This is a genomic window from Halomonas sp. NYA30, from assembly GCF_976980765.1.
The window spans coordinates 1,094,651-1,119,694 of the sequence record NZ_OZ334477.1 but is presented as its reverse complement, the minus strand read 5'-3'; the positions used below and the strand labels follow the sequence as shown (position 1 = coordinate 1,119,694).

At 56.4% G+C, this 25,044-nt stretch carries 21 protein-coding genes and 1 pseudogene; 11 read left to right on the top strand and 11 right to left on the bottom strand.

Going from position 1 to position 25,044, the window contains the following annotated elements:
- The first annotated feature begins 160 nt into the window (after window positions 1-160).
- Genes ACWI0H_RS05135 through ACWI0H_RS05125 form a run of 3 tightly spaced genes read left to right on the top strand, consistent with a single transcriptional unit; the run spans window position 161 to window position 3,362 of the window.
- Window positions 161-1,738, top strand: a complete 1,578-nt coding sequence (locus ACWI0H_RS05135; protein ID WP_485875220.1) for an OpgD/OpgG family glucan biosynthesis protein — start codon at window positions 161-163, stop codon at window positions 1,736-1,738.
- A complete protein-coding gene (locus ACWI0H_RS05130; protein WP_485875218.1) occupies window positions 1,728-2,567 on the top strand; it encodes an FkbM family methyltransferase in 840 nt (279 codons plus the stop codon). The genes ACWI0H_RS05135 and ACWI0H_RS05130 overlap by 11 nt, the downstream gene beginning before the upstream one ends.
- A 21-nt stretch (window positions 2,568-2,588) precedes the next feature.
- Window positions 2,589-3,362, top strand: coding sequence for a creatininase family protein (locus ACWI0H_RS05125; RefSeq protein ID WP_101145956.1), 774 nt, complete (start codon window positions 2,589-2,591; stop codon window positions 3,360-3,362).
- Window positions 3,363-3,410: 48 nt separating this feature from the next.
- On the opposite strand, the gene ribA is transcribed toward ACWI0H_RS05125, so the two are convergent.
- A complete protein-coding gene (gene ribA / locus ACWI0H_RS05120; RefSeq protein WP_101145955.1) occupies window positions 3,411-4,514 on the bottom strand; it encodes a GTP cyclohydrolase II RibA in 1,104 nt (367 codons plus the stop codon).
- Between the two features lie 139 nt (window positions 4,515-4,653).
- Between ribA and ACWI0H_RS05115 the strand changes: the two genes are divergently transcribed.
- Window positions 4,654-5,520, top strand: coding sequence for a RibD family protein (locus ACWI0H_RS05115; RefSeq protein WP_485876162.1), 867 nt, complete (start codon window positions 4,654-4,656; stop codon window positions 5,518-5,520).
- A 60-nt stretch (window positions 5,521-5,580) separates the two neighbouring features.
- Here ACWI0H_RS05115 and ACWI0H_RS05110 read toward each other — a convergent pair.
- From ACWI0H_RS05110 to ACWI0H_RS05090, 5 genes and pseudogenes are all read right to left on the bottom strand, one after another.
- Window positions 5,581-6,516: pseudogene (locus tag ACWI0H_RS05110) on the bottom strand (lysylphosphatidylglycerol synthase transmembrane domain-containing protein); the annotation flags it as partial.
- Between the two features lie 4 nt (window positions 6,517-6,520).
- Window positions 6,521-8,485, bottom strand: coding sequence for a glycosyltransferase (locus ACWI0H_RS05105; RefSeq protein ID WP_485875216.1), 1,965 nt, complete (start codon window positions 8,483-8,485; stop codon window positions 6,521-6,523).
- Entirely contained in the window at window positions 8,482-8,880 is a 399-nt protein-coding gene (locus tag ACWI0H_RS05100) for a 6-pyruvoyl trahydropterin synthase family protein (protein WP_035559443.1), read from the bottom strand. Before ACWI0H_RS05100 ends, ACWI0H_RS05105 begins: the two co-directional genes overlap by 4 nt.
- A 33-nt stretch (window positions 8,881-8,913) precedes the next feature.
- Entirely contained in the window at window positions 8,914-9,933 is a 1,020-nt protein-coding gene (locus ACWI0H_RS05095) for a zinc-dependent alcohol dehydrogenase (RefSeq protein WP_336273177.1), read from the bottom strand.
- A gap of 208 nt (window positions 9,934-10,141) precedes the next feature.
- Window positions 10,142-10,324, bottom strand: coding sequence for a hypothetical protein (locus ACWI0H_RS05090; RefSeq protein WP_008958248.1), 183 nt, complete (start codon window positions 10,322-10,324; stop codon window positions 10,142-10,144).
- Here ACWI0H_RS05090 and ACWI0H_RS05085 point away from each other — a divergent pair.
- The 4 genes from ACWI0H_RS05085 to ACWI0H_RS05070 all read left to right on the top strand — a co-directional run bounded on the left by ACWI0H_RS05085 (window position 10,296) and on the right by ACWI0H_RS05070 (window position 13,729).
- Entirely contained in the window at window positions 10,296-11,021 is a 726-nt protein-coding gene (locus ACWI0H_RS05085; RefSeq protein WP_485875214.1) for a CDP-alcohol phosphatidyltransferase family protein, read from the top strand. The two genes, ACWI0H_RS05090 and ACWI0H_RS05085, sit on opposite strands and share 29 nt — an antisense overlap.
- 161 nt (window positions 11,022-11,182) lie before the next feature.
- Window positions 11,183-12,520: an erythromycin esterase family protein gene (locus ACWI0H_RS05080; RefSeq protein WP_485875212.1), complete on the top strand. Its 1,338-nt coding sequence runs from the start codon at window positions 11,183-11,185 to the stop codon at window positions 12,518-12,520.
- A 25-nt stretch (window positions 12,521-12,545) separates the two neighbouring features.
- Complete coding sequence (locus ACWI0H_RS05075; protein WP_485875210.1) at window positions 12,546-13,199, top strand: phosphoribosyltransferase; 654 nt, start codon at window positions 12,546-12,548, stop codon at window positions 13,197-13,199.
- 77 nt (window positions 13,200-13,276) lie between these two features.
- A complete protein-coding gene (locus ACWI0H_RS05070; protein WP_485875208.1) occupies window positions 13,277-13,729 on the top strand; it encodes a hypothetical protein in 453 nt (150 codons plus the stop codon).
- 91 nt (window positions 13,730-13,820) lie between these two features.
- Here the strand turns inward: ACWI0H_RS05070 and ACWI0H_RS05065 are convergent, their stop codons facing one another.
- Together ACWI0H_RS05065 and ACWI0H_RS05060 are read right to left on the bottom strand one after the other, a co-directional pair.
- Window positions 13,821-14,291: a GFA family protein gene (locus ACWI0H_RS05065; RefSeq protein ID WP_101145944.1), complete on the bottom strand. Its 471-nt coding sequence runs from the start codon at window positions 14,289-14,291 to the stop codon at window positions 13,821-13,823.
- Window positions 14,292-14,472: 181 nt separating this feature from the next.
- Entirely contained in the window at window positions 14,473-15,432 is a 960-nt protein-coding gene (locus tag ACWI0H_RS05060) for a LysR family transcriptional regulator (RefSeq protein WP_485875206.1), read from the bottom strand.
- Between the two features lie 108 nt (window positions 15,433-15,540).
- On the opposite strand from ACWI0H_RS05060, the gene ACWI0H_RS05055 reads away from it, so the two are divergent.
- A complete protein-coding gene (locus ACWI0H_RS05055) occupies window positions 15,541-16,500 on the top strand; it encodes a sodium-dependent bicarbonate transport family permease (protein ID WP_485875204.1) in 960 nt (319 codons plus the stop codon).
- Here ACWI0H_RS05055 and ACWI0H_RS05050 read toward each other — a convergent pair.
- Together ACWI0H_RS05050 and ACWI0H_RS05045 are read right to left on the bottom strand one after the other, a co-directional pair.
- Complete coding sequence (locus tag ACWI0H_RS05050) at window positions 16,473-19,655, bottom strand: efflux RND transporter permease subunit (RefSeq protein ID WP_485875202.1); 3,183 nt, start codon at window positions 19,653-19,655, stop codon at window positions 16,473-16,475. The two genes, ACWI0H_RS05055 and ACWI0H_RS05050, sit on opposite strands and share 28 nt — an antisense overlap.
- A 6-nt stretch (window positions 19,656-19,661) precedes the next feature.
- On the bottom strand, window positions 19,662-20,864 hold the full coding sequence (locus ACWI0H_RS05045; protein WP_485875200.1) for an efflux RND transporter periplasmic adaptor subunit: 1,203 nt from the start codon (window positions 20,862-20,864) through the stop codon (window positions 19,662-19,664).
- Between the two features lie 452 nt (window positions 20,865-21,316).
- On the opposite strand from ACWI0H_RS05045, the gene ACWI0H_RS05040 reads away from it, so the two are divergent.
- Window positions 21,317-22,276 (top strand): AraC family transcriptional regulator, encoded by a 960-nt coding sequence (locus tag ACWI0H_RS05040; protein WP_101145939.1) that lies wholly within the window; start codon window positions 21,317-21,319, stop codon window positions 22,274-22,276.
- On the opposite strand, the gene ACWI0H_RS05035 is transcribed toward ACWI0H_RS05040, so the two are convergent.
- Window positions 22,273-23,682: a diguanylate cyclase domain-containing protein gene (locus ACWI0H_RS05035; RefSeq protein WP_485875198.1), complete on the bottom strand. Its 1,410-nt coding sequence runs from the start codon at window positions 23,680-23,682 to the stop codon at window positions 22,273-22,275. The genes ACWI0H_RS05040 and ACWI0H_RS05035 overlap by 4 nt on opposite strands.
- Window positions 23,683-24,272: 590 nt before the next feature.
- On the opposite strand from ACWI0H_RS05035, the gene ACWI0H_RS05030 reads away from it, so the two are divergent.
- Window positions 24,273-24,833, top strand: a complete 561-nt coding sequence (locus ACWI0H_RS05030; RefSeq protein WP_335596561.1) for a manganese efflux pump MntP — start codon at window positions 24,273-24,275, stop codon at window positions 24,831-24,833.
- The last annotated feature ends 211 nt before the right edge of the window (window positions 24,834-25,044 follow it).

Genomic DNA, 25,044 nt, shown 5'->3' with positions numbered 1-25,044 from the left:
TAAGAGTGTGTACCCAAGCGCAAGAGAAAAGAGCAAGGAATAGAACGCAATAATCCTGTACGTCCGCATGCAATCGTATAGTTATTGTGTAAAAATTTCACGTACTGCTTGGCTTACTGCCAAACGTTTTGCAGGCCTTCACTCGATAAGGATTTCGCCCATGCGTTTTAGCCGTGTTTGCAGGTGGCAGGTTGGTAATTGGCAAGCTGGTAAGTGGATAGCGAGTAAATGGATAGTTGTACTCGGCTGTGCGGTGGCTTCAACCGCCTATGCCGACGACGACAAACATTTCAGCGCCGTCATTGAGCGCGCCCAACAGCTTGCTGAAGCGCCTTATCAAGCCCCTGAAGAGACGCTGCCTGAGGTATTACGTGAACTCAATTACGATACCTACCGGCAAATTCGCTTTGATCCTGATCACGCCTATTGGCGCAATGAGAGTCCCTTTAGCCTCCAGCTATTTCACAGCGGCTTTCTCTTTCAAACCCCGGTTGCACTCAATGTGATCGAAAACGACACAGCCTCCCCGCTTCCCTTTTCGGCGGAAGACTACTCCTATGATGGCAATGCCGAAAAGCTGAAAGAGCACGATTTATCTGGCAGTGACCACGCCGGGTTTCGTCTGCATTACCCCCTAAATAATGAAGAGTACGCCGACGAGTTTGCCGTTTTTCTCGGTGCCAGCTACTTCCGCATAGTGGGGCGCGACCAAGCATACGGACTATCCACCCGCGGGCTAGCGATCGACACCGCCTCGCCTGAAGGTGAGGAGTTTCCGGCGTTTCGCGAATTTTGGCTTTATAAACCCAGCGCAGACGCCAAACAGATTGAGCTATTAGCGTTAATGGACAGCCCCTCTGTCAGCGGTGCCTATCGATTTATTATTGAACCCGGTGAAAAAACGCAGGTAGAGGTGGAAGCGGAACTGTTTGCCCGAGAAGACATTGCCAAGCTGGGGGTTGCGCCGCTCACCAGTATGTTCACTTACGGTGAGGCAAGCCGTGAGCGTCCCGATGATTTCCGCCCCCAGGTACATGACTCCGACGGCCTGCTGATGCATACCGGTAGCGACGAGTGGATCTGGCGCCCGCTCACCAACCCAACACAGCTACGCACCTCGACGTTTGCTGATAGCTCTCCCCAAGGATTTGGCTTGATGCAGCGGGAGCGTGACTTTAACCGCTACCTGGATATCGAAGCCCAATACCACCGCCGCCCCAGTCAGTGGGTGGTGCCGTTAGATGCGTGGGGGCCGGGCCACGTGGAACTGGTCGAAATTCCGACACCCGATGAAACTCACGACAATATCGTTGCTTACTGGGTCGCGGATGATGCGCTAAATGCTGGCGAATCCCGTCGCCTCCACTACCTGACGCACACGCTCAACACGCAGCCGGAAGAGCACCACCTTGGCCGTGTGATCCGCACCCGCCATGGCAGTGCCGGCGTGCCGGGGCAAGAGGACTCGGCGACGCCTGGGGAGCGTCAGTTCATTGTCGACTTCCAGGGCGGAGCGCTTGAGGATATCACCGCCGACCAACCTGTCGAGCTGGATATCAGCACCCACCAGGGCGAGGTACAACTGCCCCAGGTAACCGCACTCCCCAATGGCGGCTGGCGAGCGAGCTTTCGGCTGCCCGCAAGCGACCAACCCAGTGATGTTCGCCTGCGACTCATGCTGAACGACGACCCCGTTAGTGAAACATGGAATTACGTCTGGTATCCCGATGCCGGATGAAGATATTCAGAAAACCCGCCTAATGCGGCGCATGGCGCTGCAACGGCTGCGGAGCGCGGGCGGGCTTGCTCGCTCGCTGTTTATTTATTGGCGCCCGGGGCGTCAGAGAGGGCTCCAGCGCCTCTACCAGCCGTTTATTCAGCCCGGCACTATCGCCTTTGATATTGGCGCTCACTTAGGTGACCGCAGCGCGGCTTTTCATGCGCTAGGCGCAAAAGTGATTGCCCTGGAGCCCCAGCCTGATCTCGCCAAGTGGTTTAAGCGATTGGTTAGGCCGAAAAGCATCACGCTGCTCCCCATGGCGGCTGGTCCAACAGAGGGCTTTGCCGACATCGCTATTAGCACCGGCAACCCGACGCTTTCCACCCTGGCCACCGAATGGCGCGAACAGATTGGCGAGCGCAATGCAGGCTTTAGCCAAGTGCGCTGGGAACAGCGCTTGCGGGTACCGGTCACCACGCTGGATACGTTAATTGAAGAGTATGGTGAGCCCAGCTTTATCAAGATTGACGTTGAAGGCTTTGAAGCAGAGGTGCTGGCAGGACTAAGCAGCCCGGTGGCCGCGCTTTCGGTGGAGTTTGTGGCGGGTGCATTAGCGGTCAACCACGACTGTGTTAACCATTTAAGTCGTCTTGGCGAGTATCGCTATAACGTGGTCGCTGGAGAGCAGCGCCATTTCCGTTGGGCCGAGTGGCAAACGCCGCAAGCGATGACCGAATGGCTAAGCGCTGGCGCTGACGAGCTAGCCTCTGGCGATCTCTACGCCTGCCGCTCGGATCATCAGTTGCTTCAGAACAATGTTCACAACACTATCCACAACAATGTTTAAACCCTAAAGGCTTTTCATTTCATGATTCACCACTGGCAAACGCTCACCGCACCGCAGTTAGCCGAGTTCGCCCAACGCGACCCGGTAGCGGTGCTGGTACTCGGCGCCATTGAACAACACGGCACCCACCTTCCTCTAGCTACAGACCTGACCATTGGCGAAGGTCTGCAAGCCGCCATGCTGCAGGAGCTTGATCCGAACCTTAATGTGATCTGCCTACCCGCCATTGCCGTCGGCGCAAGCGATGAGCACGCCAGTTTCCCAGGCACGCTAAGCCTGCCAGCGCCATTGGCGATCGCCACGCTAGAAGCGTATGGCGACAGCCTGGCCCGCGCTGGCATTCGTCGTCTGGTACTACTTAATAGCCACGGTGGCAATAAAGCGGTGATGGATTTAGCAGGCTTAACCCTGCGGCGGCGGCATGCAATGCGCGTGGTAAAAGCCACCTACACGCGGCTGCCGCCGTTAGAAGGCGCCATTAAGGCTGATGAGCTGCGTTACGGGTTACACGGTGGGCTACTCGAAACTGCCATGATGCGCTATTTGGCACCCATGCTTGTCCAGCTAGATAACTATCAAGCCACACCGCCTGCGGCGCCCGCTGGCAATGCCTTAGTGAGTGCAGAGGGTGCAGCAGCGTTTGCCTGGTTAGCGGAAGATTTAAGCTCCCATGGTGTGGCCGGTGATGCCAGCCACGCCAGCGCCGAATTAGGCGAGCGGCTGGTAATGCATTATGCCCGCCAGTTAGCGGCAGTCGTGACAGAAACTGCCCACCTACCGCCGCTAACTAACTAAAACCACTTCACGATTGGAGCAGCTTGAGCTCGCGACCGTTTGCGGCGGTTAACGCTGCCCGCTTAGTACGTCTTCTAACAGATGCCCGCCGCGGGTGGCCTTGGCGTTTAGATAGCGCTGGTTATGATCGGTAACGCTGCCGTACAGCGCCTGGCGCGAGACGACCTCGATACCGCCCTGGCGCAGCGCTTCCATTTTCAGCGGGTTGTTGGTCAGCAGCTGCACTTGCTCAATATCAAGGGCGTTGAGCATATCTACCGCCACGGCGTACTGGCGCTCATCGTCCCCAAAACCAAGCACTTGGTCGGCATCCACCGTATCCAGGCCACCATCTTGTAAGGTGTAAGCGCGCAGCTTATTGGCTAAACCGATGCCTCGCCCCTCTTGGGCCAAATAAAGCAGCACACCGCCGCCCATGGCCTGAATATCGGCGACTGCGTTGCGTAATTGCTCTCCGCAGTCACAGCGCAAACTGCCAAACAGGTCTCCAGTTAAACACGCCGAGTGCATGCGCAGTGGCACCGCACCTTCCCAACTCTCCGGCTTACCAATAACGACGGCAACATGCTCGCGTAAGCCGTCCGGCTCACGGAAAAGCACAAAGCGGCTTTCAGCGGCATCCTCCAAGGGAATATGTGCTTCGCTAACGCGCTTCAGCATGCCCGGCGCACCGGCCAAGCAGTGCTCAGCATCTTTAGCGGTAACTTGCAGTAGCCGCCCTTCTGCTAGCTGTTGCTCGATATTCGCAGCGGCCTCTTTGCTGACAAAAGCACATAGTGCTGCTGGAATTAACAGCGCGCGACGCATCAGCGTAACGGCCCCTAGTTCGGCTAACCCCGCTGGCTTTAAGCCGCTTAGCAGCCCACCCGCAGGTTGCGAAAGCGCCTCCGCCGTGGCTAAGCCATGCAGCTCATTGGTGCTTATCCTGGTCGCGAGCGGCAAGCTGGCGGCTTCAGCGGCTAACGTTACGCCCATGGCTGCCAAGCGGTGACGGGTAAGCACCAGCGAAGGCCGCGCGCCTGCTAACCGAGCAAGCGCTTCGACTGATTCACTACCTTCCAGTGCCTGTACTAGCAAACGCTGCTCACCGGCATTTACTACTACTGGCAATCCGCGACGGATATCGAAAATAGCTCGTTCAATCTGGTACATGTAGGCCTCCTGGCTTCCTGGCGTGGGGGTTATTACGCGCTCGCGCTGAACGAGTTGCTCGGGCTACTGGCTCTGAACTACTTGCCCTAGACCAAGTAGAGCCCGCATGATGAAGCGGATTTATTAGCGCGGAGGCGTCATGCCCGACTCCCATGTCAATACGGGTGTTAATAGCAGTGTTATGAATACTAGCGGCACTATTTCGCTGGTCGATGCCTGGCAATGGCTCTCGGCTCTGCGTCATCGGCGCCCTTGCGAGGTGGCGATCACCGTGACGCCAAGCGGCGAGTGGCAAACGGATCAGCCGGTCAGTGTTGAGGCGCGTGAGCTGCTCGACTGCCTGACCCCGTTGGCCAGTCGCCCGGCCTGGGTCGTGGCTCAATTGGGCCAAAGCCTTGATGGTCGCATCGCGACGGAAAGCGGCCACTCCCACTACATCAACGGCCATGAAAGTTTGGTTCACCTGCACCGCCTGCGCGCCCTGGTCGACGCGGTGGTCGTGGGCGCGGGCACCGCCAGCGCCGATAATCCTCAACTGACCGTGCGACACGTTAGCGGTACTAACCCGACGCGGGTGGTGCTGGACCCACGCGGCCGTATCCCTAATGACTTGGCGCTGCTGTGTAACAGTGCCGCGCCGACACTGCTGATTGTAGGGCCTGGGGTAGCGAACACGACGCTGCCTGCCCACGTTCAACGTTGCGTGCTGCCACTGGGTGCCAACGGCCAGTTCAATCCGCTTGATGTCATCACCCTGCTGGCCGATAAAGGCCTGCCCCGTGTGCTGATTGAAGGCGGCGGTATCACGGTATCTCAGTTTATCGAAGCAGGCGCCGTTGACCGGCTGCACCTGCTGGTCGCTCCGCTGCTGATCGGCTCCGGCAGACCAGGGCTTCAAATGACGCCCATCCAGACGCTTGAGAGTGCGCTGCGCCCGCCCACGCGCACCTTCCGCTGTGGAGACGACACGCTGTTCGACCTGCATCTGCGGGATACCACCGCCTGAGGGCTGCGCTTTCTCGCGACGGCTTAGCGCCACCCAGATACCCGGTAGGCTCGCCAGCAGCACCAGCACACCGTAGGCCAACGACACCGCCACGCCTTGGGCGGGCGGCAGTCCTACCAGCGCCCAGACACCAGCCGCAGCGCCTTCCCGTAAACCCCATCCGGCCACGGAAAATGGAATCAACATCGCCAATAGCAGCACCGGTGCCAGCGCCAGCACATCCAATACCGCTAGCTCAACACCAATTGCCCGCGCCGCACACACCATCACTAGGCCGTAGCTCAGCACAATGACCAGCGACGAGAATAGTTGCTGAGGCCATACATTACGCCGCCATAAGCCACGTTTAACGTCGCGCGCCAGGGCTTGGCACCAATGCGGCAGCCGTGCCAACCGATGGCTTATATGTTGGCGCAACAGCAGGCCGCTGGCGATAACCACGGCGAGAGCAGCCACGACGCCTAAGCCCACCGTAGTAAGTACTGACACTCCCAACGCGGCATGCCAGAGCGGTGATAGCAGCAATGCCGCGAGCGTTAGCACGACCAAAGCCACTTGGCCCGAGGCGCGCTCAATAATGACCGCTCGCCAAGCGCGACCGCGTGACTGCGCCTGAGCCGCATGACGATGTGCCCGCCCGGCGTCGCCCAGCACTCCACCGGGCAACAGCTGATTAACCAGCAGCGCCAAATAGTACTCTCGCAGGGCATAAGCAAACCGCAGCGGTACATCAATCAGCCCAGCGGTAAACTGCCAACGCCAAGCGCAGAGCATGATCTGCAGCGTACTGATGACTAACGCCAGCACTACCCACCCAGCCGAGAAGCGCTGCACTTCCGCCATGATGGCCCGGGGGTCGACCCACAACAACACGGCCCCCAGCAAGGCAATACTGATCACCACCCGCCGCAGCCATGGGCTTTGCAGGCATGGGCTTTGCAGACATGGACGAATGTACGCGCCTAGCCGGGTGCACAACGTCTGAGCAAACCCCATCGGCTTAGGCCTCTTCCTGAGGCTTGGCAAACGGAGGGATGGCAAAGAGATCACGGTACCCCACCCAAATCCCCAGCTCGCCGTTGGCCACCGCCTGCTGGCGCTGCTCCAACCAGCTGGCAATGCGTGCCGCGGCGTCAGGGGCTTGTTCGGTGGCGGCCTCAGCCCAACCTTCCAACAGCGCCATCATTAGCGGCTGCTGGTCATGGTTGCCAGCAGCAAGCTGCCATGGGGTATCGTCCTGCTCAATGCGATAATCGGCCTTTTCAAGAGTAGCTACTAACACCTCCTGAGCCTGACCGCCCAGCGCATCGCCCAAGCCTTTATCGCGCTGCTGATGTGCAATAAACATGGCCAGCAGCCAGTGGTCTTCATCATCCAGCACCGGCTCGCCCTGGGCATCGATAAAGTGCCACTCTCCGGTCACGCTCAGCGCGATTAGAAGCGCTTGTTGCTGCTCGGCACAGCGCCCCACTAATGCCTCGATCCATTGCTGAGAAACCAGATCAAGCAGCGCCGACGCCGTCACTAGGTGCGCATCGTCCAGCGGCACATCGTCAAGCGGCTCCAGCGATACACAGTGCGTTTCGACGGCCACAGGCTGCCCTTGGCTATCGCTTAACCCGGCGGCACGCTGGCGCGCCTGCGCTAACAAAATGGCATCGTGGTCAATCAACTCCCAGCGCTGGTGGGCGCTAAAACGCGGGGCCAGAAAGCGCATGTTGCTCCCCCGGCCACAGCCAAGATCCGCGATCATCGGCGTTGAGCTACGTGCCTCCAACCACTCTGAAGCGAACTGAGCAAGGCGCTGGCTGCGTGAGGCGAAATCAGCGGCCTCGCGCAGCGTTAGCCAATCGGATTCAAACTGACTCCCAGCGCGCAAGGTTAGCGAATCATTGGCGGCATGGTTTTGCGCTGTTAACGCCGCGGCGAAGGCCTCGCTCGCCGCCTGCCAATCGCTTAACTGACCACGGGCCTGAGCAGCGCCATGACGCAGTTGCTGACGCAGTTTTGCATCGTTACAAAATCGGCTCAACGCGTCTTGAAGCGCCGCAACATCGCCCGGTTCAACGCTTAAACCTGCACCTTCTGGCAAGGTGTCGCGTAGCGCGCCACCGGTGGTGGTAATCACCGGCAGGCCATGGGCCAGGGCTTCGGTGACCACCATGCCATAGCCCTCATACCAGGAAGGCAGCACTAATGCGTGCGCGTGTTGGTAAGCCGCTTCCAACGTCTCGCTATCGCACTCGCCGTGGAGGTGCACACTGCTTTGTAAACCGTTCTGATCAATCAGCTGTTGCACGCGTTGTGTAAACGCCGCGTCTCGCGCGCCGCCATAGCAGTCGCACTGCCATTGATCACCGGCCACTCCCGCTAGCGCTTGAACCAGAACATCTTGCCCCTTGCGCGGCGTTAGCGTTGCCACACATAGCAGGCGCAGTGTTTCACCAGCTTCTGCTTCTGGGCTAACCGGTGCCTGGGCCACGCCCGGTTCCACTACGGTGACACTTGCATTGATGGGTATGGCGTAGTGCGCCGCCAGTTCCGGCAAACGCCGAGCGGTAAAATGGCTGGTGACAATAGTGCGTGCCACAGAAGTAAGCGCGGTTAACTCGCTGCGATGAAAGCGCTGCTGATCAGCCTCATCAAGGCCCAGTTCATCGCCTAAGGGATGGTGCAGCAGCGCGGTAGTATCCAGCCGCGTTGCATGCTGGGCGACCACGTCAGGCAGCGCCCCCATGGCCAAGCCATCGATCACCACCGACGCATGGTCGGGAAGTGACTCAAGCGTTTGAGCTAGTGCCGCTGCCGCATCGGCGTCCGCATCGGGAAACACGCCTGCCAAGCCCACGACGTCAATCTTCCAGCCCTGGTCACGTAGGGCAGAGACAATACGCGCATCGTAGATATAGCCACCGGTGCGCTGAGCAGGGTCACCGGCAACGATCAAGGTAAAACGCCGACTCATAGTGCGCCTTCGTAACTAGCCCAGGCCACATGAGACTCGTGCAGTTTGATCTCCATATGGGTAATGCCCTGGGCGGTGGTGCCCATTTTGCCTTCGCCGATCGCTTTGGCTAGCTGGTCGAAAATCACCTTAGCCATAAATTCGGTGGTGGTGTTTTTACCTTTAAATTCGCTTACTTCATCCAGGTTTTGAAAGTTGTAGCCTGCCAATACCTCTTTGACTGTTTCGCTGGCAAGGCCAATATCGATCACTAAGCCATCCTCATCCAGCTCAGGGCGCTGGAAAACCACATCCACCACATAGGTGGCGCCATGGGTACGCTGGGCGGGGCCAAAGATCTCGCCGTTAAAGCTGTGGGCAATCATAAAATGGTCACGAACGCATAAACGAAACATAAAAACTCCTGATTAATTGTTTAAAAACACAAGTTATGCGGAATATCGCAGCCGATGGCAGAGCTCAACACTACCGCGCCCAAACAGCGTATTAGCAAGCGTAGGCAATTGTTTAAAGTCGCTTTCACCGCTGATCAGTGCATCTAACCGCTCATCCACCAGTAAGCTCAGCGCGAGCCTAAGGCGACGCTGGTAGTCCCAACGAGGGCGAAGTTTTGGTGGCAGTTGGCCCACCTGGCTGGCTTTAAGCGTCAGCCGCTGGGAGTGAAAAGCGCCGCCCAACGGAATCGAGACATCGCCCTCGCCAAACCAGCTCATTTCGATAATGCGACCTTCACTACCCACTAACTCCAAGGCCTGGCGCAAGCCAGCCGAGTGACCGCTGGCATGGATCACGCAATCTTGATCATGGGGGGCTTGTTCAGGCGTGGCGAAGGCAACGCCTAATTGCTCGGCGAGCTGGCGGCGCGCTGGGTTGATATCGACCAAATGCACGTCGACGCCGGGCACCTGGGCACACAGATACGCCACCAGCGCACCGACGACGCCGGCGCCAATAACGCAAATTCGCTCGCCCAGCATGGGCTCAGCATCCCACACGCCGTTGATGGCCGTTTCCATATTGGCGGCCAATACGGCGCGTTGTGCGGGCACATTGGCGGGCACTTCAAGCACCGCTGAAGCAGGCACGGTGTAGTAGTCCTGGTGGGGGAACAGGCAAAAGACGGTTTTATCTAAAAGTGCATCTGGCCCTTGTTCAACGCGACCAACGCTGCAGTAACCGTACTTGACCGGGGCGGGAAACTCACCCAACTGAAAAGGGGCGCGCATGCGCGAAAATTCGCTTTCGGGCACGCGACCGTTAAACACCAGCGATTCGGTGCCACGGCTAATACCGCTGTACAAGGTACGCACCTGCACTTCATCCTGAGCGGGCGTCGCCAGAGGCTCACCCCGCAGCTCGCCTTGGGCTGGGCTGGTCACCCAGAAGGCGGTGGCGCAGCGGCTTTTGCCAGCGTCCTGTTTATTGCCAACATCATCAGGCGTCGACATGAGCGATCCTTTTCGTTACAAGCTCGACTAAACCGAGCTCTATTTCATTCCATTGAAAGTAGCGTGGGGCCATGGCGCTGCACATTAAGGCGAGGTTGCTCGTTATGTGACTTGGCCCCTTACCATACTGGACGGCCACCTCTTGAATGGCCCCATGCAGAACAGTCATTAATGGCTCACCATCTTTAGCGTAGCGGTTGAAAAGAAATTATTCGATTAACAATGTGCAACACTTAAAGCTAACTAGGCTATTTTCCTTGATCATATAGACAACCCTACCTTCTTCTACAAGAATGGTACATATAAAAATACTTGCATCATTTATTTCAACTGCGGACAGCGATGCCGCTTCGTGAGCCACCATGCCGTTTTTTTCAAATGCCTCATCCATGACACTACCCAAACGGCTTTATAGTGCTGCAGAGCTACTGCTGGGCGGCTTGGCGCTAATGACTGTAGGTAAAGCATTACCGCAATTAATGGCTACTTCAGCCAACTGGTGGGTTGCCTCGGCCTTCTACACGTTTATATCTATCTTAGTAATGGTTTTCTGGCCCCACGGCTCACTGGGTTGGGCAAACCGGGTCACGCTGGCCCGCGCGGTATTAGTCGCGCTGCTGGCAGGTGCGCTCGCTGCCAATGCGTTTGTAGAGGTCATCTGGCAGTGGTTGGCAATCGCGGTGATCGCTCTACTGTTGGATGGTGTTGACGGCTGGATTGCCAGGCGCACCAAAAGCCACTCGCTGTTCGGCGCGCGCTTTGACATGGAGCTGGATGCCCTACTGATATTGCTGCTTTGCGCAGGATTGCTGCGGTTAGAGTCTCTGGGCCTGTGGGTACTGATGATTGGGGGGATGCGTTACCTGTTTGTGGCCGCCAGTTGGCCGTTCCCCTGGCTTGCAGAACCGCTGTTCGAAAGCTTTCGCCGTAAAGCCGTATGTGTCTGGCAGGTGGTTGCGCTGCTGTTGGCGTTAACGCCACTTACCTCCCACCTTGTTGCCAGCCTGCTGGCCATTAGTGCGTTGCTTTCATTGCTATATTCATTTGGCATTGACGTTTGGTGGCTGTCACGAAAAACACGCCGCTAATAACGCACTGCGTCTTCTAGGGAGCCATTTCGCAGCTTAGCGATAAATGCTTGGATAAGCTGTTTCTTCCTTACTATAGTTATTTTCAAGCTATTCGTAATTTTCAAATTGTCAGTATTTTTAAGCTGCTTTTTCGCCTGTTCGTGTCCTGGGAGATTCCTATGGATCACTCGACAACGACACCCTATGCGTCCGCCCAGCAAATAGCCAAGGCCATCGCTGCTGCTTGTGAGCCGCTGCCAAGTTTGCAAGAGGAAGACGCATTCGGCGCCCATTTTGATCGTTTCGGCGATGCCAAGATTGTGTTGCTAGGTGAGGCGTCCCATGGAACCTCTGAATTCTATCGCGCCCGCGCCGCCATTACGCGACGACTTATCGAACAGCACAATTTCAATATTGTAGCGGTTGAAGCGGATTGGCCGGATGCTGCATACATCGACCGCTATGTTCGGCATCGCGCTGCAACAAGTGACGACCGACAAGCTTTCACACGGTTTCCCGCTTGGATGTGGCACAACGAAGAGGTGGCGACTTTCACCGAATGGTTGCGCCAACACAATGCCGAGCTGCCTTTCAGCCAACGTACCAGCTTCCGTGGGTTGGATATCTACTCACTGCGCGCGTCCCTTTTCGCCGTGCTTGATTACCTGGATCGAATCGACCCGGAAGCCGCTCAAGCGGCCCGTCAACGTTATGGCTGTTTAACGCCCTGGCAAAGCGAACCAGCCTTGTACGGTCACGCCCTATTACAAGAAGAACAAGATACGTGCGAAGAGGCAGTGGTTGAGCAACTTCAGGCGCTACTGGAACACCGCATTGAGTATATGGCCAAGGAGGGCGAAGAAGCCTATTTCAATGCCACCCAGAACGCCCGCGTAGTGAGAGCCGCCGAACAGTACTATCGGCTTATGTACCGTGGTTCCACCCAGTCATGGAACCTACGAGACCGCCACATGTTCGATACGCTACAGCAGGTGATAGAAGCCAAAGGAGCAGACGCTAAGGTAGTGGTCTGGGCGCATAATTCCCATATCGGTAATGCGTCGGCCACTGAAATGGGCTGGCAGGGTCAATTCAATATCGGCGAGCTGTGCCGCACCGCCTATGGCGATCAAGCTGTTTTAATCGGTTTCGGCACACACACGGGGATCGTGGCAGCGGCTGACAACTGGGATTCGCCAATGAAGATCAAGCAGATCGTGCCGTCACGGGCAGACTCCTTTGAACGAATTTTTCATGAAACACAGTTGCCACGCGCCTTAATTGAGCTGCGCAACCCTCAACACTCTAAGGTTCGAGAACAGCTAACCCAAACACGCCTGGAGCGTGCTATTGGCGTCATCTATCGTCCGGAAAGCGAGTACTACAGCCATTACTTCAAGGCCTCGCTAGCAGAGCAGTTTGATGCCTATGTGTGGTTCGATGAGACCACCGCAGTGACGCCACTGCCGAGCGAAAGGCCCCAGGGAGTACCCGACACTTATCCTTTTGGGGTTTAGGCCGCTTGGCGCTTAGGAGCCACACATGCACACGCAACAAGCACTTTTTGATAATCGACGAGCAGCAGGACGAAAGCTTGCCCACGCATTATCCGGGGCGCGATATGACCTAGTGCTGGCACTACCTCGAGGGGGTGTGCCCGTTGCCTACGAGATAGCGATAGCCCTTAAACTTCCGCTGGATGTGGTCATCGTGCGTAAGATTGGCGCGCCTGGGCAACCCGAGGTTGGGCTAGGCGCTGTCGTCGATGGCGACCCACCTCAGGTGGTATGGACCGCGGATGTGCTGCAGGTTTTTCAGCCTTCTGAACGTTATCTTGAAGCTGAAGTAGAGCGCCAACTAAGCGAGATAACCCGCCGCCGTCAGGCCTATATTGGTAACCGGGCGCCCATTAACGTGAGCGAACGTCATGTATTACTGGTGGATGATGGCATCGCCACCGGCGGAACCGCTAAAGCAGCCGCCAGAGCACTACGCCAGGCAGGCGCCGCTTCCGTCACTCTGGCAGTGCCTGTCGCCCCGCAGTCCACACTGGATGAGTTAGCTACCGAGGTTGACGATTTGGTCTGTTTAGCTACTCCCGAGCCCTTTATCGCTGTTGGCCTTCACTATCACGATTTCACCCAAACCAGCGATGATGAAGTGATCACCCTTTTGCAGAAGGCCCCCTCTTTTTAACGCACTCTTTTGAACGTTCTCTTTGATATAGATTAAAAGACAAAAAAGCCAGCTTTCACGACGTATGAAAGCTGGCTTTGTTTAATCTAGGTTTAGGCTTTTACGCTGCCTTTTTCGTACAAAGCCTAGGCAGCCATCGCAGCACACTCACTGGCGCAATGATGGCACGCTTTAGCGCACTCCTGACAATGCTTGGCATCGTGTTTGGCACACTCATCACCGCACGCTTTGCAAATATCAGCGCATATCCGGCAGATGTCCTTGGCGTATTCACTCCCCTGGGCCATGAAGGAGGCTGCCAAGCGGCAAATTTGCGCACATTGGCGATCCAGACGAATACACTCAGCCATCATTTTCACATCATCTTCTTGCAAGCAGGCAGTAGCGCAAGAATCACAATAAACGGCGCAGACATTACACGCTTCAATACACGACTTATATTTTTCAAATTCCATCTTTCCACCCTCCTTGTCAAAAAACGAGAGCACGGCTGGCCGTTCGCAAGGCAGGCCTTACAAGCCGTACGTTGAACTCCAATGGGTCGCATTTCTATGGAGTTCGTATAAAAGAGTAGAACAGCCTGCTTTCAACACAAGCGAAGCAAGCGGCCTCATTAATGGCCTAGCACTCCAATCCTAGCCGCTGGTGCCACTCGGCAAGACTCTCATCCGGGTACTCATCAAAGCATTTGTCTTGAAACTGCGCATTGACCTCGACCCAATCCGCCCGGCTTCCCAGCATCATGTGTGTTTTCTTGGGAGGGGTCGGCAAGTCGGTATCAATCGCTGAGGCAAAGGGATGCACCAGCTCGGGCCAATCGGGGTCATAAACCCATAGCGACGATGCACAGTGTTTGCAGAAATGCCGCTCCCCTGTGCTCTGCTCCCCCTTGATAAGCGCGCGATAGACGCTGATATGCTCTTCACCAGTTACCTTAAGCGTTTCGTTATCGCCGCTAAGGTTGATGGCGTAGCCGCCACCACCTGCCGTTTTGCGGCAAATGGAGCAGTAACAGCGGTTGAAAGGATAAGGGTGGTGTGACGTCACACTAAACGTCACTGCTTGGCAGTGGCATGAACCTTCGAGCAGCATAGTTGCCTCCGTTTGCAGCGGTTACCCAAGACGAATATCAAGGCGCGACAGCATGAACCGAGTGCGATCTTAAGCTCTCTCTTAAGTTCTCACTCAAGCCCTCTCTTAATATCTTAGCTTAGCGCATAGGATCTAGGCCGCTTTTAACGGGGATAATTGACGCTGTTTGTAAGTCAAGGCATCAGCGTTCAGCCTCTAAGGCTTGAAGCAATTCAGCCACGGCCATCTCCCCTTCAGGCTCGTCAAACGCTTGTGCCAGGGAACCTTGTACATAGCTCAAAAAACGAATGGCGGCGGGGGGTAAGCGGCGTTGTCGCCTGACCACAAAGTGCCAACGACTTTTCAGCGGAAAGCCCTGCAGCGGCAGTTCTTGGACACCGTTGGGCGAATCTGCAACAACGTGGCGAGATAGCACTGCTAGGCCCATGTTTGACGCCACCGCTAGCCGAATAGCCTCATTACTGGCGATCTGCTGGGTAGAGCGTAGCTCAATACCCGCATTATACAGCCAGGCATCAAAGGTATGCCGAGTCGCAGAGCCCGGTTCACGCAGCAGAAATCGCTCCTCTTTGAGTGCGTCCATGTTGAGACCCTCTACGCTTGCCCAACGACAATGCTGGGGCCCCACCACTACCAATGGATTGCTCAGAAAAGGCGCGGCTAACACATCGTCATCAATGGGTGGATGACTAAATACGTAGATGTCATCCTCATGGCGTTCAAAACGATTGAGCATCTGCTGGCGATTACCTATCTCCACCGTGACATCTACCTGGGGGTTAGCCTGACCAAACGGCCCTAACAGCCGTGGCAGGACATATTGCGCGGTGTTCACCAAGCCGATGCTGAAGTGCCCGCGCCCTCCGCGGTTGTACTCTTCCAGGTACTGACTAAACACATCGGCACGGCTAAGTAAGTCCTGGCTGAGTTGATAAAGCGACTGACCCACCTCTGTGGGTACCACGCGCCCTTCCTCATGGCGCACAATCGGTTCACCGACAATCTCTCTCAGCCGCTTTAACTGCTGAGACACCGTGGGTTGGGTCAGGTGGAGCCGATTTGCAGTGGCCGTCAGTGAGCCTGTGCGAACCACGTCGGCATAGACCTGTAGCAAGCGAAAAGTGAGTTGTCGTACTTTCATAATCAGCACCATAGATAATCATCTATAACTGTATAAAGTTTATTTGTTTTCATCAATTTCTTTGGATCGCTAAAGTAGCCGCTTTAAAACCCATCAAGGAGATTGGCCGTGCCGGATATTGTGGTGATGTTTTTTGTGCTAGGTGTGGTTGCCGGTGTGGTGCGCTCCGATCTCAGTATTCCCAAAGCCGCTTATGACATATTGAGCCTGCTGCTGATGCTGACCATTGGCCTTAAAGGCGGCATGGCGCTGCATGGAAGTTTGAGCTTATCGCTGCTGGTCGAGTTAGCTGGTGTCACTCTGCTGGGGATCATCATTCCACTGATTATCTTTCCGGTGGTTCACTATTTGGTGCGGCTATCCATCGCCGACAGCGCCAGCCTTGCGGCCCACTACGGCTCCGTTAGCGCCGGCACGTTCGCCGTGGCCCTGGCGTATACCGAAGCGCACAGCCTAATAACCGGTGGGCAGGTGACGCTTTACCTGGTACTGCTCGAACTACCGGCCATCATGCTGGGCCTGTTGCTCTACCGGCGCTTCAGCCGTAAAAAGGCCGCTGACACAACGTCAGAGCCGATCAAAACTTCCGGACTGTGGCACGAAACTCTGACCAATCGCGGCGTGATCCTGTTGGTGGGCGGTGTCCTTATTGGCTGGCTATACGGCCCCGATGCCGGTGAGTCGGTGACTGGCCTGTATACCAAAGCCTTCCATGGCATTCTGGCGCTGTTCCTGTTGGAGATGGGCTTGGTCGCGGCAGAAACACTGCGCAGCCTGCGGTGGGGGCACAGCCGTCTGATTATATTCGCGCTAGCAGCACCTATCGTGCTCTCTTGCTTCGGCCTAGGAATGGCTTACTGGCTGGGGCTACCCGCTGGTTCGGCGGTTATTCTGGCGAGTCTTACCGCCAGTGCCTCTTACATTGCCGCCCCCGTTGCCATTCGCGCCGCTATACCAGACGCCAACATTGGTCTGGCCATGTTGGCGTCATTAGGACTGACCTTCCCCTTTAACGTGCTAATCGGCATTCCGCTGTATCATCAACTTTGGGCGTGGCTGGTAGGATGAGGTGAAGTATCCAACGTAGCGCTGTGATGGCTGACCAATGGGCCAGACAGTTTACGCAGCGCCACGTAGAACACCGGCGTGAGGAACAAGCCAAAAAGGGTGACGCCGATCATGCCGGCAAACACCGCGGTACCCAGCGCTGCCCGCACCTCGGCGCCTGCGCCAGTGGCAATTACCGAAGGCAACACCGCTGCCGTGAAGGCAATCGAGGTCATGATGATCGGCCGCAGGCGCAACCGGCAGGCTTCCAGGGCCGCTTCTACTACGCCCTTGCCCTGCAGTTCCAGCTCACGGGCGAATTCCACGATCAGGATGGCGTTCTTGCACGCCAAGCCAATCAGCACCACCAGCCCCACCTGCACGAAGATGTTGTTGTCACCCCCACCAAACCAGACACCAATCAACGCCGCCAGCATCGACATGGGCACAATCAGAATCACCGCCAGCGGTAGCGTCCAGCTCTCGTAGAGGGCCGCTAACACCAGAAATACCAGCAGAATCGACAGCGGGAAGACCACCAGCGCCGCATTCCCTTGAGTGGATTGCTGGTAGCTCAGGTCAGTCCACTCCAGCGCCATGCCCGGCGGCAGCACCTCTTCCGCCAGAGCGCTGATGGCGTCCATCGCCTGTGCGGAAGAGAGCACGCGGGGGTCGAACTCGCCGGCCAGGTCTGCTGCCGGGTAGCCGTTATAGCGCAGTACCGGGTCTGGCCCAAAGGTTTGCGTGATGTTCACCATCGTGCCGATGGGAACCATTTCCCCCTGGTCATTGCGGGTGCGCAGGCGGGCGATATCTTCCACGCTACTCCGGTAGGGAGCGTCCGCCTGGGCGATCACCTGCCAAGTGCGCCCAAAGCGATTGAAGTCATTCACATAGGTCGAGCCAAGATAGGTCTGCAAAGTGTCGAACAGCTCGGTCAACGGCACGCCCTGAGCCTTGGCCCTCAGCCGATCCACCTCGGCATCCAGCTGCGGCACGTTGGATTGATAGCTGCTGATCGGAAAGCCCATTCCCGGCGTTTGCGCGATGGCCCCCTGGAGCTGGTTCACCGCCTGCTGCAGCGCCCCATAGCCAAGATTGCCGCGATCCTCGATAAACAGCTGAAACCCGGAACCGTTGCCCAGCCCGAGAATCGGCGGTGGCATAAACGAGAATGCAAACCCCTCTTTCAAGCCACCAATCCCCTGATTGATTCGAGCATTTATCTCCGCGGCACTCAGGCTGCGCTCACCAAAGGCGCTGAGGGTAAGAAACGCCACACCGGTGTTGGAGGTATTGGTGAACTGCAGCGCGTTCAGGCCGGGAAAGGCGATGGCGTGCTCCACACCCTCGGTCTCCATGGCGAGATCCACGACGTCCTGAAGCATCTGGTCGGTTCTCTCCAGCGACGCGCCTTCCGGCAGAATGACGCCCGCGATCAGATAAAGCTTGTCCTGCACTGGAATAAAGCCGGGTGGCACCGCCTTGAACATCACGCCGGTGCCCAGCAGCAACAGCGCGTAAATCACAAAGACCGCGCCACGATGCTTTAGGGAGCGGGCTACGCCTCCTTGGTATTTGTTGGAACTGGCATTAAAGAAACGGTTGAAAGGACGGAAAATCCAGCCGAACAGCTTATCGATCACTCGGGTGAGGCGATCTTTGGGCGCGTCATGGGGCTTGAGTAGCATCGCTGCCAACGCAGGCGATAGGGTCAGCGAGTTGATGGTGGAGATCACCGTGGAGATGGCAATCGTCACCGCGAACTGACTATAGAATTGACCGGTCACCCCCGACAGGAAGGCCATGGGAATAAACACCGCACACAGCACCAGCCCCACGGCGATGATAGGGCCGGATACCTCTTGCATAGCCTGATGAGCAGCGGCCTGGGGCTTCAGGCCCTCCTCAATGTTCCGCTCCACGTTTTCAACCACCACGATGGCGTCGTCCACCACGATACCGATGGCCAACACCAGGCCAAACAGGGTCAGCGTGTTAATGGAGTAACCCAGTAGGTAGAGCGCGCCAAAGGTGCCTATCACCGAGACCGGTACCGCAAGCAATGGGATGATGGAAGCACGCCAGGTCTGCAGGAAAAGCGTGACCACCAACACCACCAGCAGCACGGCTTCCAGTAAAGTGGCTATCACTGACTTTATAGAGTCATTAACAAAGATCGTAGTGTCGTAGACGGCTTCGTACTCAACGCCTTCCGGGAACTGCTCAGACAGCTCCTCCATGGTGGCGATCACCTGCTCTCGGATATCCAGCGCATTGGCACCCGGTGCCTGGAATATTCCCACCCCCACCGCGTTGTTGCCGTCCAACTGCGAGCGCAGCGTATAGTCCCCGGCGCCCATTTCCAGCCGGGCCACATCCGCAAGCCTGAGTATCTCGCCGCCCTCGCCGCGGCTCAGCACGATGTCACCAAACTCTTCCACCGTTTCAAGCCGCCCACGGGCGTTAATCAGGGTGAGAAAATCACTATCCGCGATGGGTTCGGCTCCCAACTGCCCGGCGGACACCTGGACGTTCTGCTCTCGCATAGCCCCAACTACATCGCTGGCCGTCAGGCCACGGGCAGCGATCCGATCGGGATCCAGCCACGCCCGCATGGCGTAGTCCCCCCCGCCGAAGATTTGCGCATCTCCAATCCCTTCGAGCCGGGCGAGACGGTCGCGGACATTCAGCCGCACATAGTTGCGCAAATAAAGGGTGTCATATTCACCGCTGGGCGAGGTTAGGTGAACGACCATCAGAAACGTCGGCGACTGTTTCTGGGTAGTGACACCTTGACGACGCACGGCTTCCGGCAACCGAGCCTCGGCCTGGCTAACGCGGTTCTGTACGCGAACGGCAGCCTGCTCAGCATCGGTGCCGGGACGGAAGGTGATGGTCATTTGCAGCACGCCATCAGAACCCGCAACAGACTTGAGGTACATCATGTCCTCGACGCCATTGATGGCTTCTTCCAACGGCGTCGCCACGGTCTCGGCGATCTCCTTCGGGTTGGCGCCGGGGTAAACCGTCCTCACCACCACGGAGGGCGGCACTACATCTGGGTACTCGCTGATGGGCAGATTGGGAATGGAGATCAGCCCCACCGCAAGAATGATGATCGACAGCACCGCCGCAAAAATTGGTCGGTCCACGAAGAAACGGGAGAAATTCATGGCGGTTTACTCCTCCCTGGCCGCAATGGTGGGCTGATCGTCGGAAATAGGGGCATCAGCCGCTGGGGCGGCCGCTACGCTTTGCGGGCTCACTTCCATTCCGGGGAAGAACACTTTTTGCACGCCATTGACGATCACTCGATCACCCGCTTGAAGCCCTTCGGTGATGACTGTTCGTTCTGCCACCTGCCGCCCTGTGGTTACCTGGCGCTGCTCTGCCTGGTTATTCTCATTGACGACATAGACGTAGCGGCGATCCTGATTAGTCAGCACTGCCTTGCGGTCTACCAGTAATGCTTGCTCTAAACGAGCGACCGGCATTTCGACCCGTGCAAACTCTCCAGGCCGAATGCGGCCCTCCGGGTTGGCCAGCACCGCCCGGAATTGCAGAGTGCCCGTATTGGGGTTTAAGCGATTGTCGATAAAGTCCAGGGTGCCCGTGTACAGCCGCTGGGGGTCGCCGCCCAGCTCGATTGTCAGGCTATTCGTCGCGCCAACGGTCAAGAGTGTCTGGCTGGCAAACGCGGCCTGCTCATCCGCCTCAAAGTAAACGTGTACTGGATCAATGCTTACCAGCGTGGTCAGCAGGCTCTGATCGGCATTGGCCAGATTGCCGCGGGTTACCATTGTCCGACCGGCACGACCACTAACCGGCGCCGTAATGCGAGTGTATTCCAGGTCTAGCTCGGCGGTATCTAACGCTGCCTCGGCGGCATCCACCATGGCGCGAGTATTATTCAGTGCCGCTTGACGCTGGTCATGCACCTCTTGGGAAATGGCCTGACGCCCCAGCAATACCCTGGCACGCTCGGCTTCGCTGCCAGCTTGAGCCAGCTGGCTCTTGGCCTGAGCAAGGTCCGCCTGGGCGGCGCCAACACGGGCCTGGTAAGGCCGCTGATCGATCAGGAACAGCAGGTCCCCCTGCTCGACCAGTTCTCCCTCTTCAAACGCCACTTCCTGAATATAGCCACTCACCCGGGCTCTTAACGCAACCGTTTCAGCCGCTTCCACCCGCCCGGTAAACGACTCGCTCAAGACCACCGGCCGAGCGACGATTTCCGCGACGTCGACTTCCGGCGGCGGCGGTGAAGCAGGCGCTGCTGCCTCCTCACTCTTGGCCTCGCACCCGGTCAACAAGGCCGTTAGTAGCAGGAACAGAATCACCGCCCGGCTGCTTACAAAACGGGTTCTTTGAGACAGACTTCCCATGATCACTTGCTCCAATGGCTACCGAAAACCGATAGCAGCGTTCGTTGTACATTGCGCACCGCGCAGGCGGTTGACGATTAACTAGTCGTTTAAACAACGTCAGAATCGACAGTCATTTATTGTTATCAGGAGGGCTGAATGGGCTGGCATGATTGAGCAGTGCCTTACTGTCAACCGGACGTTACTCACCATAGGCGACGCGAACGCATTCGAGGTAGCGGGTTTCTGCGGGAAGATTGCCTAATTCTGCCGTGGCGGTTGAAAGCATTAACAAGGCGGGCGACTCAAGATAAAGCGTTATTTCCGCGCCTGAGCTTGATGAAGGACTGATGACACTCAGTGTGGATTGCCGGTTTCTGCGAGGTGCTTGCCTGAACCTGCAAAAACACATGAAAAAGCATTCGATTGGTGAAGCGAAAGCATATACTTCGAGCTATTAGGGAGGAGAGCCATTGACCGTTATCGTGCCTGAGCAGATCGCCCATTTCAGCGACAGCCTGCCCCAGCAGCTGAGCCAAATTGCCCGCCGTTGGACGCCCTTGGAAGAGCTCCAGGATACGGCGATTGCCGAAGTGCAACTCGTGCGTGCTGACGCCCCCACCAGCTTTCACTGTGCCGTATACGAGCCATGCCTGTGCTTTGTCATTCAGGGCAGCAAGACCGTGCTACTGGGTGACAAGGAGATCGTCTACACCGGCCCCAGCTACATGGCGAGCGCCGTTCATCTACCGGTGGTAGGCAGGATTGACCATGCGACTCCCGAACGCCCCTACTTGGCGGTAAAGGTGTCGGTGAATCCTCAGGAGGTAGCGGGACTGATACTGGAACTGGGCGACACAGCGCCGCCCGCGGGGAATGACACTATCTGCCCCGAGATGGACTGCGGCTTAAAGTCGGCCCCGATGGATTCACGTATGCAGAGCGCGCTTTACCGACTTTTAAGCCTGCTCGACGCTCCTGAAGATATTAAGGTGCTTTCGCCCCTGGCCCGTCGTGAGCTGATCTATCGGGCACTGATGGGTGCAATGGGGCCTCACATGCGTCGGTTTACCGCCTCGGACTCCCAGGCTAACCGCATTGCGCGGGTCATCTACGCCCTTAATGAACACTACGCCCAGCCGCTAAAAATCCGCGAGCTGGCGGCAGTCGCTAATATGAGCGAATCAACCCTGTACCACAGCTTCCGGCAAGTCACCCGTATGTCGCCGCTACAGTTTCAAAAGAAGCTACGCCTGCACGAAGCGCGGCGGCTCATGCTGGCCGAAGGGTTGGAAGCAGCCACCGCAAGCTACCGGGTAGGTTATGAAAGCCCTTCCCACTTCAGCCGCGAATATAGCCGCATGTTTGGAGCCCCACCGCGGGCAGATGTTAGCCAGTTGCGTGCAGCCGGAGCAGCACCGCTGCCCGCTTAGTCGGCAGCGTTATGGGTATCTAACGCAGTTGATGGGGAAGCAAACTCACTATGCAGGCAAACGTTGGCTGCATCGGCACCTGTTTTATCGAACGTGTCGTAAAAACACATCTGATTAGAACCAGCTTTTTTGGCTTGATACATCGCCTGATCCGCGGCTTCCAACAACGCATCGGGAGAGGAGGCGGCGCCAGGATAAAACGCGATCCCAATGCTGACGGAAATCTGAATGCGCTGTTGCCCCATGTGAAATGGCATCGCCAGGGCATCGATGATCGTCTGCGCCACAAGTTCTACATCTTTGCGCTGCTCGGCGCCGGTGAGAATCACGGTAAATTCATCCCCACCTAGACGTGCAACCGTATCGTTGGCTCGCACACAGTCGGCAAGGCGTTCCGCCACATCAGACAGTATGCGGTCACCCGCTTCATGGCCAAGCGAGTCGTTGACGTCTTTAAAGCCATCGAGATCCATAAAGAGCAGCGCAAGAGGCCGACTACGGCGCTTGGCATGTTTGATTTCCTGTTCCAACCGGTCCAGAAAAAGGCGCCGGTTCGGCAAGCCGGTCAAAAGGTCATAGTGGGCGTTATGCCATGCTTTCTCTTCCGCAATGGCCTGCTCAGTAATATCGCGGGAAATGCACACCGTCGCTTCAGTGTCTTGTTGCTCATCAAGCACAGGGGCAAGTAGATACTCGAACCGCTCACCCTGGCCAGAAGCAAAGGTATGGGCAAACTTACCGCGAAAAGTAGTCTGTTCAGCAATGACCTTATCCAAATTGCGCTGAAAGTCAGAGGCAAAGGAAAAGCCAAGGTCAAATGTGGATTTACCAATAATCGCCTCAGGCGCCATCGCGAACAAATCGGCAGTGGCCTTATTGGCATAGATAAACCGACCGTCGAGATCCAATACATAAATTGGGTCTGGGGATGCGAGCAGAATGGCACCGAACAGGCGTGTTTCCATCTCTTTTTCGGTAGCGTACTGCTCCAATGACTCTGCGACGGCCTGGTCTATCGCTTCATGGAAACGGGTGAGATCTTCAAGCCGTTGGCCCGCAAGCGTTGGGTGCGCTTTACTCCAGTGCGACACCACGCTCGCGCGCAGCGCCCGAAACTCAGATACCGTTTCAATAACGGTGAAGCCGCTATTCTGCCGGTCCCCACCGTGCACTTCTGCCCAGGTCTCCTCCTCGCCCTTTGGTGTGCCCCCTTTCGATTTAGCAGCCTGTGCGGACTCATCCTGAGGTGAATCGATATCAGCGGCAATCGCCAACAGCATTTCCTTGGCATGATCGCGCAGACTCTCCCTGTCCATATTCTTAGCATGATAGAGGGTCTTAGAAAATCGTTCCCAATCAAGCAGAATCGCCTCAATTTCAGCCCGAATAAACGCCGCTAATCGCATATTAATCTCTACTTATTTAGCTCAAAGTAACAGCAGAAAAGATCAAGAAAATGCCCGCTTCATGGGGACTTTCACTTAATAGCACTGTTTCAACCATACTCAGCATGCTAGCGAATACCGGCGGAAATTCAGTGCGTACATACTGTAACACGAGCACCCAATGGTGAAGCATGATTTTGTCTGCCCGGCGGTGACGACCAAGTGCTTGGACAGCGAGCAGCTAAATAACAGCACTTAACCTTATTAGCTTAAACAACCAAACATGGCCGTCTATCTAAACATTTAAGCCATGATTTAAAACCCACAAAATAATCAACACTATCTTAAACATTAAAAAACCGAGCCTATTAACCAAAGTAGATACAATATTAAAAAAAGCAACAAAATCAGCTATTGGACACATTGTTAGCCAAGGCTATATTAGTTCGCTATTTCAAACTTTATTTTTATAAAACCACCTTGTTTGTTTATTAAAAGCTGATAGGATTCAGCGCTATTAAATACCCGACGATTAAACTCAAGTATGTTTTCTACTTCCATACTGACGGGGTTCTGCGCGGTACTTTTTTCAGCGAGCGAGTTCATATTTTATGACGCCTATCACCCTGCTATTCCTGGCCGTTTCCATGTCGGCAGACGCCTTTGCGGCCTCTATCAGCAAAGGCGCCGAGCTGAAAAAGCCCCGTTTCCGGCATGCTATCGGTATTGGTTTGGTATTTGGCGTGATTGAAGCAATAACACCGGTACTTGGCTGGGCGGCGGGTAAGGCATCGCAGCAGTATGTGCAGGCCTGGGATCACTGGGTGGCCTTTACGCTGCTCTCGATTATTGGTCTGCATATGATGTATGCCGGGCTCAAGAAAGACGACAAGATAGAACAGCGCAAACAAACACTCTGGTTATTAGTGTTAACCGCCACGGCGACCAGTATTGATGCCATGGCCGTGGGCGCCAGCCTTGCGTTTATTGATGCCAACATTATCGCCACCAGCTTAGCAATTGGCCTAGCTACCACCGTCATGGCTTCCATGGGCACCTTCCTGGGACACAAACTCGGCAAGTTTGTTGGCCACTGGGCGGAGTTGATTGGCGGCGTCGTATTGATTGGTATTGGCTTAGCGGTATTGGCAGAACACACCGCGTTTTTTTGAATAACCCCCTCCCCTCCAAGCTTCCTACTCACCCAGCTCGTTAGCGCATCTACCTGTACTGTTCAAGCATTAGGGAGTAGGGTAGCCATCCGGATTGATCCTCCTAGCGCTTTGTTGCAGCTTGTTGCGCGCGTTTATCCGGCCCCTCTATTAAGGCGTTTCCAACGCCTGACATTTGCTCTACCAGGCTGCCAACCGCAGTCTCATCTCG

Bases quoted from the DNA above. Each gene is read 5' to 3' on its own strand.
- ACWI0H_RS05135 (WP_485875220.1), top strand. From the start codon at position 161: ATGCGTTTTAGCCGTGTTTGCAGGTGGCAGGTTGGTAATTGGCAAGCT.
- ACWI0H_RS05130 (WP_485875218.1), top strand. From the start codon at position 1,728: ATGCCGGATGAAGATATTCAGAAAACCCGCCTAATGCGGCGCATGGCG.
- ACWI0H_RS05125 (WP_101145956.1), top strand. From the start codon at position 2,589: ATGATTCACCACTGGCAAACGCTCACCGCACCGCAGTTAGCCGAGTTC.
- ribA (WP_101145955.1), bottom strand. From the start codon at position 4,514: ATGTACCAGATTGAACGAGCTATTTTCGATATCCGTCGCGGATTGCCA.
- ACWI0H_RS05115 (WP_485876162.1), top strand. From the start codon at position 4,654: ATGCCCGACTCCCATGTCAATACGGGTGTTAATAGCAGTGTTATGAAT.
- ACWI0H_RS05105 (WP_485875216.1), bottom strand. From the start codon at position 8,485: ATGAGTCGGCGTTTTACCTTGATCGTTGCCGGTGACCCTGCTCAGCGC.
- ACWI0H_RS05100 (WP_035559443.1), bottom strand. From the start codon at position 8,880: ATGTTTCGTTTATGCGTTCGTGACCATTTTATGATTGCCCACAGCTTT.
- ACWI0H_RS05095 (WP_336273177.1), bottom strand. From the start codon at position 9,933: ATGTCGACGCCTGATGATGTTGGCAATAAACAGGACGCTGGCAAAAGC.
- ACWI0H_RS05085 (WP_485875214.1), top strand. From the start codon at position 10,296: ATGCCGTTTTTTTCAAATGCCTCATCCATGACACTACCCAAACGGCTT.
- ACWI0H_RS05090 (WP_008958248.1), bottom strand. From the start codon at position 10,324: ATGGATGAGGCATTTGAAAAAAACGGCATGGTGGCTCACGAAGCGGCA.
- ACWI0H_RS05080 (WP_485875212.1), top strand. From the start codon at position 11,183: ATGGATCACTCGACAACGACACCCTATGCGTCCGCCCAGCAAATAGCC.
- ACWI0H_RS05075 (WP_485875210.1), top strand. From the start codon at position 12,546: ATGCACACGCAACAAGCACTTTTTGATAATCGACGAGCAGCAGGACGA.
- ACWI0H_RS05065 (WP_101145944.1), bottom strand. From the start codon at position 14,291: ATGCTGCTCGAAGGTTCATGCCACTGCCAAGCAGTGACGTTTAGTGTG.
- ACWI0H_RS05060 (WP_485875206.1), bottom strand. From the start codon at position 15,432: ATGAAAGTACGACAACTCACTTTTCGCTTGCTACAGGTCTATGCCGAC.
- ACWI0H_RS05050 (WP_485875202.1), bottom strand. From the start codon at position 19,655: ATGAATTTCTCCCGTTTCTTCGTGGACCGACCAATTTTTGCGGCGGTG.
- ACWI0H_RS05045 (WP_485875200.1), bottom strand. From the start codon at position 20,864: ATGGGAAGTCTGTCTCAAAGAACCCGTTTTGTAAGCAGCCGGGCGGTG.
- ACWI0H_RS05035 (WP_485875198.1), bottom strand. From the start codon at position 23,682: ATGCGATTAGCGGCGTTTATTCGGGCTGAAATTGAGGCGATTCTGCTT.
- ACWI0H_RS05030 (WP_335596561.1), top strand. From the start codon at position 24,273: ATGACGCCTATCACCCTGCTATTCCTGGCCGTTTCCATGTCGGCAGAC.